Origin of the sequence: Streptomyces sp. NPDC058335, from assembly GCF_042723915.1 — a bacterium.
Lineage (GTDB): Bacteria > Actinomycetota > Actinomycetes > Streptomycetales > Streptomycetaceae > Streptomyces.
This window is the reverse complement of record NZ_JBHXHX010000019.1, coordinates 99,868-113,583: the sequence shown is the minus strand read 5'-3', so window position 1 is coordinate 113,583 and position 13,716 is coordinate 99,868. Positions and strand designations below refer to the sequence as shown.

Annotated in this window: 14 protein-coding genes; 4 read left to right on the top strand and 10 right to left on the bottom strand. The window is 73.5% G+C overall.

Annotated features, from left to right (window positions below):
- Positions 1-588: 588 nt before the first annotated feature.
- A complete protein-coding gene (gene soxR, locus ACFWJX_RS31565; protein WP_383249737.1) occupies positions 589-1,086 on the bottom strand; it encodes a redox-sensitive transcriptional activator SoxR in 498 nt (165 codons plus the stop codon).
- Positions 1,087-1,199: 113 nt separating this feature from the next.
- Here soxR and ACFWJX_RS31560 point away from each other — a divergent pair, with 113 nt between their 5' ends.
- On the top strand, positions 1,200-1,661 hold the full coding sequence (locus ACFWJX_RS31560; protein ID WP_383249736.1) for a MaoC family dehydratase: 462 nt from the start codon (positions 1,200-1,202) through the stop codon (positions 1,659-1,661).
- Positions 1,662-1,680: 19 nt separating this feature from the next.
- Here ACFWJX_RS31560 and ACFWJX_RS31555 read toward each other — a convergent pair whose 3' ends face one another.
- From ACFWJX_RS31555 to ACFWJX_RS31545, 3 genes are all read right to left on the bottom strand, one after another.
- Complete coding sequence (locus tag ACFWJX_RS31555) at positions 1,681-2,307, bottom strand: TetR/AcrR family transcriptional regulator (RefSeq protein ID WP_383249735.1); 627 nt, start codon at positions 2,305-2,307, stop codon at positions 1,681-1,683.
- Positions 2,308-2,416: 109 nt separating this feature from the next.
- Positions 2,417-2,659, bottom strand: a complete 243-nt coding sequence (locus ACFWJX_RS31550) for a YiaA/YiaB family inner membrane protein (RefSeq protein ID WP_252553397.1) — start codon at positions 2,657-2,659, stop codon at positions 2,417-2,419.
- Positions 2,660-2,717: 58 nt separating this feature from the next.
- The gene (locus ACFWJX_RS31545; RefSeq protein ID WP_383249734.1) at positions 2,718-3,869 is read right to left on the bottom strand and encodes an acyl-CoA dehydrogenase family protein; all 1,152 of its coding nucleotides are present in this window, start codon (positions 3,867-3,869) and stop codon (positions 2,718-2,720) included.
- A gap of 80 nt (positions 3,870-3,949) precedes the next feature.
- On the opposite strand from ACFWJX_RS31545, the gene ACFWJX_RS31540 reads away from it, so the two are divergent.
- From ACFWJX_RS31540 to ACFWJX_RS31530, 3 genes are all read left to right on the top strand, one after another.
- Positions 3,950-4,591 carry a TetR/AcrR family transcriptional regulator gene (locus ACFWJX_RS31540; RefSeq protein ID WP_383249733.1) on the top strand — a complete coding sequence of 214 codons (642 nt, stop codon included), beginning with the start codon at positions 3,950-3,952 and terminating at the stop codon, positions 4,589-4,591.
- A 54-nt stretch (positions 4,592-4,645) separates the two neighbouring features.
- Entirely contained in the window at positions 4,646-5,368 is a 723-nt protein-coding gene (locus tag ACFWJX_RS31535) for an ArsR/SmtB family transcription factor (protein ID WP_383249732.1), read from the top strand.
- A gap of 71 nt (positions 5,369-5,439) precedes the next feature.
- The gene (locus tag ACFWJX_RS31530; protein WP_383249731.1) at positions 5,440-6,405 is read left to right on the top strand and encodes a DMT family transporter; all 966 of its coding nucleotides are present in this window, start codon (positions 5,440-5,442) and stop codon (positions 6,403-6,405) included.
- A 245-nt stretch (positions 6,406-6,650) separates the two neighbouring features.
- On the opposite strand, the gene ACFWJX_RS31525 is transcribed toward ACFWJX_RS31530, so the two are convergent.
- The 6 genes from ACFWJX_RS31525 to ACFWJX_RS31500 form a co-directional block, all read right to left on the bottom strand.
- A complete protein-coding gene (locus ACFWJX_RS31525; RefSeq protein WP_383249730.1) occupies positions 6,651-7,730 on the bottom strand; it encodes a Zn-dependent alcohol dehydrogenase in 1,080 nt (359 codons plus the stop codon).
- Positions 7,731-7,740: 10 nt separating this feature from the next.
- Positions 7,741-9,129, bottom strand: a complete 1,389-nt coding sequence (locus ACFWJX_RS31520) for an aldehyde dehydrogenase family protein (RefSeq protein WP_383249729.1) — start codon at positions 9,127-9,129, stop codon at positions 7,741-7,743.
- Positions 9,130-9,243: 114 nt separating this feature from the next.
- A complete protein-coding gene (locus ACFWJX_RS31515) occupies positions 9,244-10,584 on the bottom strand; it encodes an ABC transporter ATP-binding protein (RefSeq protein ID WP_383249728.1) in 1,341 nt (446 codons plus the stop codon).
- A gap of 193 nt (positions 10,585-10,777) precedes the next feature.
- Positions 10,778-11,413, bottom strand: coding sequence for a class F sortase (locus tag ACFWJX_RS31510; RefSeq protein ID WP_383249785.1), 636 nt, complete (start codon positions 11,411-11,413; stop codon positions 10,778-10,780).
- Positions 11,414-11,705: 292 nt separating this feature from the next.
- The gene (locus ACFWJX_RS31505) at positions 11,706-12,365 is read right to left on the bottom strand and encodes a hypothetical protein (protein WP_383249727.1); all 660 of its coding nucleotides are present in this window, start codon (positions 12,363-12,365) and stop codon (positions 11,706-11,708) included.
- 102 nt (positions 12,366-12,467) lie between these two features.
- The gene (locus ACFWJX_RS31500; RefSeq protein ID WP_383249726.1) at positions 12,468-13,712 is read right to left on the bottom strand and encodes an MFS transporter; all 1,245 of its coding nucleotides are present in this window, start codon (positions 13,710-13,712) and stop codon (positions 12,468-12,470) included.
- Positions 13,713-13,716 lie beyond the last annotated feature (4 nt).

Genomic DNA, 13,716 nt, shown 5'->3' with positions numbered 1-13,716 from the left:
CAGCGGGCGGCCGCAGGCCCCGCAGGTGACGGCAGGCCCGGCGGGTGGCCGCAGGCCGGGCAGGTGGCCGCAGACGGCGGCGGGCGGCCGCAAGCCGGGCGCGTGGCCTGCGGCCGTAGGCCAGGCAGGTGGACGCAGGCCGGGCGGGTGGCCGCAGGCCCGGAGGTGGCCCCAGGCCGGGCAGGTGGCCCCAGACCCAGCGGGCGGCCGCAGGCCCCGCAGGTGACGGCAGGCCCGGCGGGTGGCCGCAGGCCGGGCAGGTGGCCGCAGACGGCGGCGGGCGGCCGCAAGCCCGGCAGGTGGCCCCAGGCCCAGCGGGCGGCCGCAGGCCCCGCAGGTGACGGCAGGCCCCGCAGGTGACGGCAGGCCCCGCAGGTGACGGCAGGCCCCGCGGGCGGCCGCAGGCCGGGCGCGTGGGCGGAGACGGCGGCAGGTGGCCCCCGGGCCCGCAGGTGACCGCAGGCCCGGCGGGCGGCCGCACGCCGGGCAAGTCGACGCAGGCCGAGCAGGTGACCGCAGGCCCGGCAGGTGGCCGCACGCCGGGCAGGTGGCCGTCGGCCGGGCAGGTGGTGGGTGGCCGGGGTCGTGTCAGGCGCAGCGGTCGCTCTCTGCGGGGGGAGTGGTCCGGGGCTTTCGTTCCGGTAGGAGGCGGGAGCCTACGATCCGGTCGCCCGAGGTGTCGTTCGGGTTGGACAGGATGCAGGAGTCGAGCGAGAGGCAGCCGCAGCCGATGCAGTCGGTGAGGTGGTCGCGCAGGCGGTTGAGCTGCTTGATGCGTTCGTCGAGTTCGACTCGCCAGGTCTCCGAGAGGCGGGCCCAGTCCTCGCGGGTCGGGGTGCGTTCCTCGGGGAGTTCGGCGAGGGCCTCGCGGATCGTGGCCAGCGGGATGCCGACGCGCTGCGCGGCGCGGACGAAGGCGACCCGGCGGAGTGTGTCACGGGTGTAGCGGCGCTGGTTGCCGACCGTGCGCCGACTGCTGATCAGGCCCTTGGACTCGTAGAAGTGCAGGGCGGAGACGGCGGCGCCGCTGCGGGCGGCGACCTGGCCGACGGTGAGTTCGTGGATCGTCTCTGGAATCTTCGGCACCCCTCGGAGCCTACCCATTCCGCCGGACCCCCGAGTCCGTTGACATGACCCACCGCACCCACCATGCTAAGCAGTCGCTTAGACATTCCGTGAGCGCGAGAAAGGCCGCAGACATGGCAGAGCCGAGGATCTTCACGTCCCCCGACGAGCTGAAGGCGGCGGTGGGCGAGCAGCTGGGATACACCGACTGGCTGGAGGTCGACCAGAAGCGGATCGATCTGTTCGCCGAGGCCACCGGTGACCACCAGTGGATCCATGTCGATCCGGAGCGCGCGGCCTCGGGCCCGTTCGGGACCACCATCGCGCACGGCTATCTGACCCTGTCGCTGCTGCCGCTGTTCGGTCCCCAGCTGATCGCGGTCGAGGGCGTGAAGATGGGCGTCAACTACGGGTCGAACAAGGTCCGTTTCCCCGCGCCCGTCCCGGTCGGCTCGCGGCTGCGCGCCACCGCGGCCATCTCCGCCGTCGACGACGTTCCCGGCGGCGTCCAGGTCACCGTCGCGTTCACCGTGGAGCGCGAGGGCGGGGACAAGCCGGTGTGCGTGGCGGAGTCGGTGTCCCGCTACTACCTCTGAGCGGCAGGCCGCGGCACGGCTACTTCGCCGCGCCCACCATCCGCAGTACGAGGTCGGCGTACAGCGCGCCGACCTCGTCGGGGGTGCGCGGGCCGCCCACGTTGAACCAGCGGGCCACGTCGATGCACAGGGACAGCACCGCGAGGGTCGTCCCGTGCACGTCGATCACGTCGAACTCGCCGCTCGCCACGCCCTCCTCGATGATGCCGCGCACCTCGCCGTCGACCTGGCGGCGCAGCGCGAGGATCTCGGCGCGGGCTTCGGGTCCGAGGGCGTCCAGCTCGTACTGGACGACCCGTGCGGTGGTGCGCCTGCCCGCGTGCCAGCGGACGAAGGAGCTGACGGCCTCCGCGAGCCGGTCCGTCGCACTGCCCTCGGTGCGCGCGGCCGTGCGCAGGATGTCCAGCGCGCGGTCGTGGCCGATCCGGCTGATGCGGTGGAGCAGCTCTTCCTTGGTCTTGTAGTGGATGTAGAGAGCGGCCGGGCTCATCCCCGCGCGGCCCGCGATGTCGCGGGTCGTCGTCGCGTGGTACCCGCGCTCGGCGAAGGCCTCCACGGCGGCGACGAGCAGTCGCCGGGCCGCGTCAGGGGTGACCTCTTCCCACGGCTCGATCTCGCCGCCGGCCGTCTCCTCCGCCGTACTCATCGCTCGTTCGCCCCTCTCGGTACCCGGAGCACCACCATACCGCCGAAGGTGAGCGCCCGCTTAGGGTGCCCGTTCAGGACTTTCCGGCTGGGAACTTCCGGACGGGTTCTCAGAGCTTCTCGAAGGGGCTGTACACCCGGGCCGTGGCGTCCTGCCGGTCCCTGATCACCTTGGCCAGGGTGAAGGCGGAGGTGACGAGGTAGAGGACGGCGATGCCGAGGAAGGCGCGCACCCAGGAGTCGGCGTCCAGCCGGTAGATGCCGATGGCGGTCGCCGCCATGGCGACGGCGAAGGACGCGACCGCCTGACCGTAGAAGGCGGCGGTGTTCTGCTTGACCGGTGTCTCACTCATGGGAGAAGGGTCCGTCAGGTAGGCCCGCGCCACATCCGTCCGGCTACTCAGGACGTACTCAGAACGCCGAAACTCCCGTGAGCGCGCGCCCGATGACGAGTTTCTGGATCTGGCTCGTGCCCTCGTACAGGGTCATCACGCGTGCGTCGCGCAGCAGCTTGCCCGCCGGGTACTCGTCGATGTAGCCGTAGCCGCCGTAGACCTGGAGGGCGTTGTTGGCGGCGCGGACGGCCGCCTCCGAGGCGAAGAGCTTGGCCTTGGAGGACTCGACGGCGAAGGGCAGCCCGCGGTCGACGAGGTCCGCGACCCGCCAGGTCAGCAGGCGGGCGGCGTCCACGTCGACCGCGATGTCGCTGATCAGTTCCTGGACGAGCTGGTGGTGGGCGATGGTCCTGCCGAACTGCTCGCGCTCCCCCGCGTACCGCACGGCCGCGTCCAGAGCGGCCTGGGCTATCCCGACGCAGCCCGCCGCGACCGACATCCGGCCCTTGGCCAGGGCCGACATCGCGACGGAGAACCCCTTGCCCTCCGCTCCGAGCAGCGCGGACGCGGGCACCCGGACGTCCTCCAGCACCAGTTCGGCGGTGGCCTGGCCGCGCAGGCCGAGCTTGCCGTGGAGGGTGCGGCGGGTCAGTCCGGGGGTGCTGGTGGGGACGAGGAAGGCGGAGACACCCTTGTGGCCTGGGGCGTCCGTGGAGCGGGCGAAGAGCAGCACGACGTCGGCCCAGGTGCCGTTGGTGATGAACATCTTCGTGCCGCTGATGACGTACTCGTCGCCGTCGCGGACCGCGCGGGTGGTGAGGTTCCCGGCGTCGGAGCCGGTGCCGGGCTCGGTGAGGCCGAAGCAGCCGAGGTACGCGCCGGAGGTCAGCCCCGGCAGCCAGCGCCGCTTCTGCTCCTCGTCCCCCCAGGCCGCGATCGTCTTGGCGACCAGGCCGAGGGAGACGGAGACGATGCCGCGCACGGAGGAGTCGCCGCGGCCCAGCTCCTCCGTGACCAGGCAGTACGCGAGATGGTCCCCGCCGGAGCCGCCGTACTCCTCGTCGATCGTCAGGCCCAGGAAGCCGACCTCGCCGAGCTTCTTCACGAGGGACCGGTCGACCTCCTCGGCGCGGTCCCAGGCGACGGCGTGCGGGGTGATCTCGCGGTCGACGAAGTCCCGGGCCAGCCGCCGTACGGCTTCCTGCTCCTCGCTGAGTCCCAGATGCATGGCGCGTCACCCCACAGAGAATTGAATCCGGTTTAAATTAGCACTGCTAGTTTCCTGGTCGCAGCCCTACTATGTGCGCCATGGCCCGACCGCGCAAGCCCTTGCTGAGCATCGACCGCATCGTCGCGACGGCCCGCGCGCTCGTGGACGCGGAGGGCCTCGCGGCGCTCTCCACCCGGCGGCTCGCCGCCGAACTCGGGGTCAGCGGGCCCTCCCTGTACAACCACTTCCGCACGAAGGACGAGATCCTGGAGGCGGTCGCCGACTCGGTGAGCGCCCAGGTCGACCTGTCGATGTTCGAGGACGGCCGGCCGTGGCGGACCGCGCTGCACGACTGGGCGGTCTCCTACCGGGCCGCCCTGCGCGACCATCCGAACATCGTCCCGGTCCTCGCCCGCGGCCCCGGCCGCCGCCCGGCCGCGCTGCGGCTCGCGGACGCGGTCTACGGCGCGATGGTGGAGGCGGGCTGGCCGCCCGCGCAGGCCACCTCGATCGGCGCGCTGATGCGGTACTTCATCATGGGCTCCGCGCTCGGCTCGTTCGCCGGGGGTTTCGTGGACGACCGGAGCGCCTACGACCCGGCCGACTATCCGCACCTCGGGCAGGCCCATCTCCTCGCCGACCAGCAGGAGAAGGTCGACGACCGGGCCTTCGAGACCGGCCTCGCGGCGCTGCTGGACGGGCTGGCGCAGCAGTACGAGCAGCTGAGGCGCACCGCGTAGGACGGGATGGTCGGCGCGCGGACGTTTCGGCGCCCGCCGAACCGTCCGTGTCGCATGCTGGGAGCCATGACCACGAGGGATCCCCGCGCCGCGCTGCTGGCCCGGCTGGCCGCTCTGATCGCGGACGAGACACGCGCGGCGTGTCTGCTGGCGCTGCTGGACGGCCGGGCCTGGACCGCGGGCGAGCTGGCCCGGCACGCCGGTGTCGCCGCCTCGACGCTGAGCGAACACCTCGGCAAACTCGTCGCCGGCGGGATGCTCACCGAGGAACGGCAGGGCCGCCACCGGTACGTGCGGCTCGCCGACGCGCGGGTCGCCCAGCTCGTGGAGGACCTGGCCGCCCAGGTCGCCCCCGCCGACGCGGTACGGCCCCGGACCCTGCGGGCGTCGAGCGCCGGGTCCGCGATGGCACGCGGCCGGACCTGCTACGACCATCTCGCCGGGCGGCTCGGAATCGCCGTCACCGACGCCCTGACCGCGCGCGGGCTGCTCGTCCAGGACACCGGGTTCGCGCTCACGGACGCGGGGCTCGGCTGGTTCGCCGGCGTCGGCATCGCCCTGGACCGCGCGGGCCGCCGTCCGCTGGCCCGCGCCTGTCTGGACTGGACCGAGCGGCGGCCGCATCTCGCCGGGGTCGCGGGCGCCGCCCTGTGCCGGCACGCCCTCGACACGGGCTGGTGCGAGCGCATCGGCTCCGAGCGGGCGGTACGGGTGACGGCGACGGGCGAGCGGGCGCTGGGCGAGCTGCTCGGCATCGACGGCGCGGCCCTGCGGTGAGCCGCCCGCCGGGAAACTCCCGTCCGAGAGCCGCCAGCCTCCCCGCCCTTCGACTTCCTAGCCTGAGGAGCATGATGAACACCGCCCGTCGCCCGGAGCGCCGTACGGAACTGCTCGCCGCCGGTGCGGCGTCGGTCACCGTCGTGCTGTGGGCCTCCGCGTTCGTGTCGATCCGCAGTGCCGGCGCCGCGTACTCCCCCGGCGCGCTGGCCCTCGGCCGGCTGCTGGCCGGGGCCCTGACCCTGGGCGTGATCTGTCTCGTACGGCGGGAAGGGCTGCCGCCCCGGTCCGCCTGGCGCGGGATCGCGGTCTCGGGGGTGCTGTGGTTCGGCTTCTACATGGTGGCGCTGAACTGGGGCGAGCAGGAGGTGGACGCGGGGACCGCGGCCCTGGTCGTGAACATCGGGCCGCTGCTCATCGCCCTGCTCGGCGCGCGGTTCCTCGGCGACCGGCTGCCGCCGCGGCTGCTGGCCGGGATGGCGGTGTCGTTCGCGGGCGCGGTGACGGTCGGGCTGTCGATGTCGGGCGGGGGCGGTTCCTCACTGCTCGGGGTGGTGCTGTGCCTGCTGGCCGCCGTCGCGTACGCCGGTGGTGTCGTGGCGCAGAAGCCGGCGCTGGGGCGGGCCAGTGCCTTGCAGGTGACGACGTTCGGCTGCCTGGTGGGCGCGGTGATGTGCCTGCCGTTCGCCGGGCAGTTGATCGGCGACGCCGCCGACGCGCCGGTGTCGGCCACCCTCAACATGGTCTACCTGGGCGTCTTCCCGACCGCGCTCGCCTTCACCACCTGGGCGTACGCACTGGCCCGGACGACGGCCGGCCGGATGGGCGCGACGACGTACGCCGTGCCGTCGCTGGTCGTGCTGATGTCCTGGCTGGCGCTCGGCGAGGTGCCGGGCGTGCTCACGCTGGCGGGCGGGGCGCTGTGCCTGGCGGGGGTGGCGGTGTCCCGGTCACGGGCGGGGGCCGGGAGGTCCGCGACGGCGGAGCCGGCGGAGGAGTCGGAGCCTCGGCACAAGGAGGCCGAGGCACCGAAGTGACGGGGTCGCCCCCCCCGAGGCAGCCGAGACGCCCACGGAGCGACGGGGCCACGGCCGGACAGGCCAAGACGCCGGGACGCCCGCGCCGGACCCGGACAGCGAGACCCCAGGCCACCGAACCGAAGCCCGAGCAGGCCGAGACACCGAAGCCATGGGGCAGGCCACGGCCCGGGTGAGCCCAAATACCGGCGCCGCGGCCCGAGGGCGCCCCGGTGCGGCCCGGTGCCCCCGTGCCGCGACCGGTGTCAGAAGACGATCAGGGCCCGGCCGCCCTTGCCCGCGAGCATGTTGTCGAAGGCCGCCGGGATGCCCTCCAGGGCGATACGTTCCGTGACCAGGGAGCCCAGGTCCAGGCGGCCCGCGCGGACGTGTTCGGCCAGGACCGGAAGGTCGCGGGCCGGGTCGGAGTTGCCGTAGACGCAGCCGGAGAGGGTGCGGCCCCAGTGGAAGAGTTCGAGGGCGTTGAAGGTGACCTTCTGGTCCTTGCCGCCGATGCCGACGACCGTGGTGCGGCCGCCGCGGCGGGTGGACTCCCAGGCGGTGCGGATGGTGACCGCGCGGCCCACGCACTCCACGGCGACGTCGACGCCCTGCTTGCCGGTGAGGGCACGGATCTGGCGGGCGGTGTTCTCGGAGGCGACGACGTACTCGGTGGCGCCCGCCGCGCGGGCCAGCTCCTCCTTCTCCGGGGAGACGTCGACGGCGACGATCGTCGAGGCGCCCGCGATCCGGGCCGCCTGGAGGGCCGAGAGGCCGACCCCGCCGACGCCGAACACGGCGACCGTCTCGCCGGGCCGGACCTGGGCGGAGTGGTGGACGGCGCCGTAACCGGTGAGGACCGCGCAGCCGAGGAGCGCCGCGTCGGTGAGCGGGATGCCGTCGGGCAGCGGCAGGGTGCAGGAGACGGGGACGACGGTCTCCTCGGCGAACGCGGCGACGTTCAGCCCGGGGTGGAGATCGGTGCCGTCGGCGCTACGGGCGTACACGTCGGCGGAGCCGCTGAGCGCGTTGGCGCACAGCCAGACCTCGCCGAGCGAGCAGGCGTGACAATTCCCGCAGGCCGGCGCCCAGTTGAGGACGACACCGGCACCGGGCGCGAGACCGGTGACGCCCTCGCCGACGGATACGACCGTGCCCGCGCCCTCGTGGCCGAGGACGGCCGGAACGGGGACGCGCATGGTGCCGTCGGAAAGGGACAGATCGGAGTGGCAGACCCCGGCGGCGGCGAGCCGCACGCGCACCTGGCCGGGCCCGGGGTCGGGCAGCTGGATCTCGGTGATCTCCAGAGGGGCGCCCACGGCGGGAAGGACGGCGGCACGGACCACGGGAAACTCCTCAGAACTGAAGGGACTTGGTCTGGAGGTACTCGGCGAGACCGTGCGCGCCGAGTTCCCGGCCCACGCCCGACTGCTTGTAACCGCCGAAGGGGGCGAGGGGGTTGAAGCGGCCGCCGTTGATGTCGACCTGCCCGGTGTCCATCCGGCGGGCGAAGGCCACCGCCTCCGCCTCCTCACCGGCCCAGACGGCTCCGGCCAGGCCGTAGACCGTGCCGTTGGCGATGCGCAGGGCGTCCTCCTCGTCCTCGTAGCGCAGGATCGACAGGACGGGGCCGAAGATCTCCTCCTGGGCGATCGTCATCTCCGGGGTGACGTCGGCGAAGACGGTCGGGCTGACGAACCAGCCCCGCTCGTGCGGGGTTTCGGTGCCTCCGGCCACGAGGCGCGCGCCCTCGGCGACGCCCTTCTCGATGTAACCGCGCACCCGGGCCTGCTGCTTGGCGTTGACGACGGGGCCGATGCGGTCGCCGTACTTGGCGGCGGCGGTCGCGGCCAGCTCCACGGCCTCGTCGTACCGGTCGCGGTGGACCAGCATCCGGGTCCAGGCGCTGCACGTCTGACCGGAGTTGGACATCACGTTGGCGACGCCGACGTTGACCGCGCGGGCGAGGTCGGCGCTGGGGAGGATGACGTTGGCGGACTTGCCGCCGAGTTCGAGGGCCACCTTCTTGATCGCGGCCGCGGCCGTCGCGGCGACCTGCCTGCCCACGGCGGTGGAGCCGGTGAAGGAGACGAGGTCGACGCCGGGGTGCTCGGCGAGGGCCTGCCCGGCGACCGGGCCGAGGCCCGTGACGAGGTTGAAGACACCGGCCGGGAGACCGGCCTCGTGGACCGCCTCGGCGAAGAGCTGCGCGACGAGCGGGGTGTCCTCGGCGGGCTTGAGCACGACCGTGCAGCCGGCGGCGAGGGCCGGGGCGACCTTGGCGACGATCTGGTGCAGCGGGTAGTTCCAGGGCGTGATGGCGCCGACCACGCCGATCGGCTCGTGGTGGACGACCGAGTTGCCGACCTTCTCCTCGAAGGGGTGGGTGGCGGCCAGTTCGGCGTAGGAGCCGGCGACCGCGATCGGGACGGCCGCGTGGACCGCCTGGGAGAAGGGCGGCGGTGAGCCGAGTTCGGCGGTGACGGTCTCGGCGATCTCGTCCTTGCGGGCGGCCAGCACGTCGCGGAGGGCGGTCAGTCGCGCGGCGCGCTCGGCGGGCGGCGTCGCCGCCCAGGCCGGGAGGGCGGCGCGGGCGGCCCGTACGGCCGCGTCGACGTCCTCGGGTCCGGCGGCCGGGACCCGGCCGATGATCTGCTCGTCCGCCGGATTGACGACCTCGATCACGTCCCGGCCGGCGGCGGGGCGCCAGGCGCCGTCGAGGTAGATGCCGTCGTGTGCCTTCATCGGGTTCCCTCCGGGGCGGTCATCGTCGTCCGCGCCCTAAACTAGCGCCGATAGTTTCCCGGCACCAGGGGCGTCCGCCGACGGCGCCCCGCTCGGGCACGACAGCCGCGGGCGTCACTCGTCGAGGTCCGGCAGCCGGTCCGGGGCCGGGGAGATCCGTTCGCCGTGCTGGTCGAAGACGAACAGGTGGGCGATGTCGACGAGGAGCGGGACGTGCATGCCGTACCGCAGGTCGAAGTCGGGGGTGGTCCGCACCACCAGGTCGCCGGGCTGACGGCCGTCCGGGGAGGCCACCGCGGGCGGCTGTTCCGCGGGCTCGTCCAGCACCACGACAGGCCCGGCCCGCAGGCTGCCCGCCCGCGCCCGCAGCCGGCCCAGCACCCTGGTCTCCCGCCTGCGCCGCCGGGTCGGCCGGGCCTGCGGACGCGGCGCCTCCAGGTCCGGTACGACGGCGGGGCGCGAGCCGGTGTTGAAGTGCACGAGCACCTCGTGCCCCTGGAACTCGACGTGCTCCACCAGGCCGGTGATGTGGGTCTCGCCGGGACGTGCCTCGGCGAGGCCGCCGATGCGGACGGCCTCGGAGCGCAGACCGACGATCACCTCGCGGCCCTGCTGCACCCGCAGCAACTTGTGGTCCAGGGAGAGCGGTTCGGGCAGCCGCAGGGCCTGCTTGCCGAGACTGATCGTCATCGCCCCGTCGAGCGGGGCACGCACCACGCCACGCAGCAGGTTGATGCGGGGAGTGCCGATGAAAGCGGCTACGAAGACGTTACGGGGCAGGGCGTAGACCGAGCGGGGCGTGTCGACCTGCTGGAGGACACCGCCGCGCAGGACCGCGACCCGGTCGCCGAGCGACATGGCCTCGGCCTGGTCGTGCGTGACGTACACCGTGGTCACGCCCAGCTTCCGGGTCAGCGAGGCTATTTCGGCGCGCAATCGGTTACGGAGCTTGGCGTCCAGGTTGGACAGCGGTTCGTCCATCAGGAAGGCGGACGGGTGACGGGCGATGGCCCGGCCCATGGCGACACGCTGGCGCTCCCCGCCGGAGAGCTGGCCGGGGTAGCGGTCGAGGAGGTCCTCGATGCCGAGCATCCGTGCGGTGGCGTCCACGCGAGGGCTCGGGTCGGTTCTCGGGGCCTCGATGCGCAGCGGGAATCCGATGTTGTCGCGCCCCGTCATGGTCGGGTAGAGGGCGAAGTTCTGGAAGACCATCGCGATGTCCCGGCCGGACGGCGGCAGGTCGTTGGCGTACTCGCCGTCGAGCAGCAACTGCCCGTCCGTGATCTGTTCCAGCCCGGCGATCATCCGCAGCACGGTGGACTTGCCGCAGCCGGAGGGCCCGAGCAGGACGAGGAACTCGCCGGGCGCGATGTCCAGCGACAGCCGGTCCACCACGCGGGCGCTGCTGGCGTAGTAGACCTTGCTCACGTCGTGCAGGGAGATGGCGCGTGTCATGACAGGGGTCCCCAGAGTCTCACCAGGACGCGGGTGCTCCGCGAAGTCCCGCACGAGTACGGGGCCGTGAGTCACGGAAGTTAACGGACTGTGCGCACCCCGGGGAAGCCCCGTGCCCGAATCGGACCGGCGGTCCGCCGAGGGTGACGGCGGACCGCCGGTGCGGTGGGCCGGAGACGGCTCCGGTGCCGGATCAGCGGGTCGCGGTCAGATGGGCGAAGACGACGACGTTGCTGCTGTATCCCGTTCTGCGGTCGAAGAGGCCACCGCACGTGAGCAGCCGCAGCTCGGGACGCTTGCGCGGCCCGTACACCTCCTTGTCCGGGAAGCGGTCCTTGTCGAACACCTTGACGCGGTCGACGGTGTAGACGGCGGTACGGCCGTCGGCGCGCCGGGCCTCGATGCGGCTGCCGGGAGCCACCTCCGCGAGGGCGGCGAAGACCGCGGGACCGGTCCTGGTGTCACGATGGCCGACGGCGATGGCCGTGCCCCGCTCGCCGGGTGTGGGTCCGTCCCGGTACCAGCCCACGAGCTTCGGCTTGTCGAGCGGCGGGGTTTCGAGTTCCCGGTCGCGGCCGACCCGCAGCCCGATGACCGGCGCTTCGATCCCCAGCGAGGGCACGCGCAGGGTGGTCGCCCGGGACCGGGGCAGTGGCCGGGGCGCGGTCTTGGGCGTGGCCTTGGGCTTGGTCTTGGCCCTGGGGCTGATCCTGGGCGTGGCCCTGGAACTGTTCGCGGGCGTGGCCCTGGAACTGATCGCGGGCGTGGCCCCGGAACTGATCGCGGGCTTGGCCCTGGAACTGATCGCGGGCGTGGCCTTGGAACTGATCGCGGGCGTGGCCCTGGGGCGGGCCGACGGTGACCGCCCGGTCGGCCGGGGCCGTCCGTCGCTCGCGGAGTCCCGGCGGGCCGGGGTCGCCGGAGTGGCCCGGGGGGCCGAGGCCACCGGGGTGGGCGAGGTGGCCGGCCTCCGGTCGGGCGCCGGCGGTCCGGCGCGGGCCGCGACGATCGACTCGTCCGGCCCGTCGCACCTGACGCCGACCGTCACCAGGACGGCCACGATCGCGGCCGTCCTGGTGAGGCGATAGGCGCGGGTCCGGTACCAGGGCCTGCGTCGGCGCCTACGCGGCACCATGGGAACGGCGGCGGATCAGCCGCAGGTACGCGGCTGCGCCGACGACCACCAGCACCACGCCCGCGGCCGCGCTGAGCGGGGTGTAGGCCTGCATCGTGTCGACGAGACCGCCGCCACCGGCGTGGACACCGCCCTTCGGGCCGCCGTCGTGGCTGCCCGCGCCCTGGCCGTGGTCCTCGATCGGGCTGCTGGGGCCCTCAGCCCTGTCGTGCTTGCCCTTCTCGCCGTGGCAGTCGACGCGGAAGACCTTCTCCCTGGGCCCCGTGCCGCCCACGACGGTCCATGTGAGCCGGTACTGACCGTCGGCCAGTCCCAGCGTGTCGGTGTGTCCGGCTCCGCCGGCGAGGGTGATGGTGCCCGTCACGGTGGCGGCGGTGGGCAGTGGAGGCTGGGCCTGGATGGTGTACGCGACGCTGGTCACGTCGCCGAAGTTGGCGGCGTCCAGGTAGAACCGGCAGACCTCGGGGTCGTCCTTCGAGACGCCGTAGGGCACGCGCTCGTTGTGGATCCTGATGTCGGCCCCGTCTCCGGGAGCGGCCGCGGCGGTCGGTGCCGCGATCCAGGTGGCCCCTGCTGCGGTGAGTGCCGCGAGGGCCGTGACGCCGAGGCGGGTGCCGACGGCGGGCGGGAGCGTCAGGGTGGGCATGGATGTTCCTCCGAGTCAGACGATTTTCATACAAATCGCGCTTTCACCTGACTCTCTTTCACATCCGGTCCGCTCTCCGTCGGACCGGCCCCCGACGCGCCGTCAGTTGTCGCCCGACCGGCGCAACCCGGCGCGAGCCCGCCCACCTCCGGGAACGGTCCCGGCTTCCGGAGCGCCGTGCGACGCCGTCGCGCGCAGGGAACCGGCCGCCGAAAGCAGCAACAGCCCGCCCAGCATCACGAACGGCGCCGCCACGCCCGCGACGCCGGCGATCAGGCCCGCGGCGGCCGGCGCGGCGACCTGGCCGAGGCGGTTGCCGGTCAGCCGCAGCGCGAGGGCCGTGGAGCGAGCGCCGTCGGGCGCGGCCTGGACGACGGTGGTCATGGACAGCGGCTGCCCGACCCCGAGGCAGAAGCCGAGCGCCGCGAGCATCACCGCCAGCGCCCACACGGGCACCGGCACCGCCATCCCGGCGCACAGCAGGGCCGCCAGCAGGCAGGTCACGGTGAGCAACGCGGTCCGCCCGAGCAGCCGCAGCAGGGGCGTGAGGACCAGGCGGCAGGCGATGGTGGCCGCGGCCCGCAGACTGAGCAGCAGGCCGATCACGGTCGGCGTGATGCCACGGTGCTCGCCGACCACCGGCAGGTAGGCGGTGAGGATGTCGGTCGCGGACAGCACGGAGAGGCTGACGAGGATGCCCGCGGGCACGCCCCGGGCGCGCAGGATGCGTACGACGGGGACGCGGTCAGCGTGCGCCGTACGGGACTTGGCGGACGTGTCGCGGTGTTCGATGCGCCACAGGGAGGTGAACGCGACCGCGGCGACCGCGCCGGCGACGACGAGGGCCAGCGCGCTGCTCCCGGCCATGTCGGAGCCGCCGATGAGGGTGCCCGCGGCGATCGGGCCGACCAGTTGGCCGAGGGACGCGCCGATCGTGAAGTGGCCGAAGTTGCGGTCCTGTTCGTGCGGCGCGGACTGACGGGCGACGAGCGACTGGGCGCCGATGACGAAGCAGAGATGGCCGAGGCCCATGACGCCGCTCCACAGGGCCATCGACCACAGGGAGCCGGCGACGCCGCTCAGCGCGCAGCCGCCGGATATCAGGACCACGCCGAAGGGCAGCAGAGGCGCGCACCGGCCGTGGTCGGTACGGCGCCCCAGCGGGACGGCGGCGAAGAGCGGGAGCAGGGCGTACACGCCGGCGATGACGCCGATCGCCCGCTCGTCCGCGCCCAGCGCGAGGGCCCGGTAGGAGACGGCGGGCCGGGCCATCGACACCGCCCCCTGCGCGAAGCCGAAGGCGATGACGAGGCGGAGCAGCCAGCCGCGGTTCCCACCGGGCCTCATGGTG

What these genes read in the sequence shown, in the direction of transcription:
- ACFWJX_RS31540 (WP_383249733.1), top strand. Translation starts at nt 3,950, where the DNA reads ATGGCCCGACCGCGCAAGCCCTTGCTGAGCATCGACCGCATCGTCGCG.
- ACFWJX_RS31500 (WP_383249726.1), bottom strand. Translation starts at nt 13,712, where the DNA reads ATGAGGCCCGGTGGGAACCGCGGCTGGCTGCTCCGCCTCGTCATCGCC.
- ACFWJX_RS31550 (WP_252553397.1), bottom strand. Translation starts at nt 2,659, where the DNA reads ATGAGTGAGACACCGGTCAAGCAGAACACCGCCGCCTTCTACGGTCAG.
- ACFWJX_RS31520 (WP_383249729.1), bottom strand. Translation starts at nt 9,129, where the DNA reads ATGAAGGCACACGACGGCATCTACCTCGACGGCGCCTGGCGCCCCGCC.
- ACFWJX_RS31560 (WP_383249736.1), top strand. Translation starts at nt 1,200, where the DNA reads ATGGCAGAGCCGAGGATCTTCACGTCCCCCGACGAGCTGAAGGCGGCG.
- ACFWJX_RS31545 (WP_383249734.1), bottom strand. Translation starts at nt 3,869, where the DNA reads ATGCATCTGGGACTCAGCGAGGAGCAGGAAGCCGTACGGCGGCTGGCC.
- ACFWJX_RS31535 (WP_383249732.1), top strand. Translation starts at nt 4,646, where the DNA reads ATGCTGGGAGCCATGACCACGAGGGATCCCCGCGCCGCGCTGCTGGCC.
- ACFWJX_RS31555 (WP_383249735.1), bottom strand. Translation starts at nt 2,307, where the DNA reads ATGAGTACGGCGGAGGAGACGGCCGGCGGCGAGATCGAGCCGTGGGAA.
- ACFWJX_RS31505 (WP_383249727.1), bottom strand. Translation starts at nt 12,365, where the DNA reads ATGCCCACCCTGACGCTCCCGCCCGCCGTCGGCACCCGCCTCGGCGTC.
- ACFWJX_RS31515 (WP_383249728.1), bottom strand. Translation starts at nt 10,584, where the DNA reads ATGACACGCGCCATCTCCCTGCACGACGTGAGCAAGGTCTACTACGCC.
- ACFWJX_RS31530 (WP_383249731.1), top strand. Translation starts at nt 5,440, where the DNA reads ATGATGAACACCGCCCGTCGCCCGGAGCGCCGTACGGAACTGCTCGCC.